A 309-nucleotide genomic window follows, 5' to 3' on the forward strand; every position below is an offset into this window, starting at 1 on the left:
CCTTAAGGTCAGTTTTTTTGGGCCCTTCTATGCCTCGTATGTCATTGCCGAACTAGATCAGAAAAACTATCAGCATGCCTTCATTACCGGACCCGATACAGACTACCTATGGCTACTATCACGCACGCCTGAGATCACTAAAGACACGCGCGCAGAGTTTTTAGAATTTGCACAAACAAAAGGTTTTGCCACGGAAGAGCTCATCTGGGTCGCGCAATAAGTTCCGCGCAAAGGAAGCACTATATACAAACGCGAGGGACTCGGGCTGTAATCGCAGTGCAAAGCTGATAGGAAATTGTGCCAGCATGC

Annotated in this window: 1 protein-coding gene; it reads left to right on the plus strand. The window is 47.9% G+C overall.

The genetic code is table 11. The features are described from left to right. Positions 1–220: lipocalin family protein (locus tag A3751_RS01520; protein WP_197466092.1), on the plus strand; the 220-nt coding region annotated here is incomplete at its 5' end. Positions 221–309 lie beyond the last annotated feature (89 nt).

This window comes from Oleiphilus sp. HI0080 (assembly GCF_001635135.1).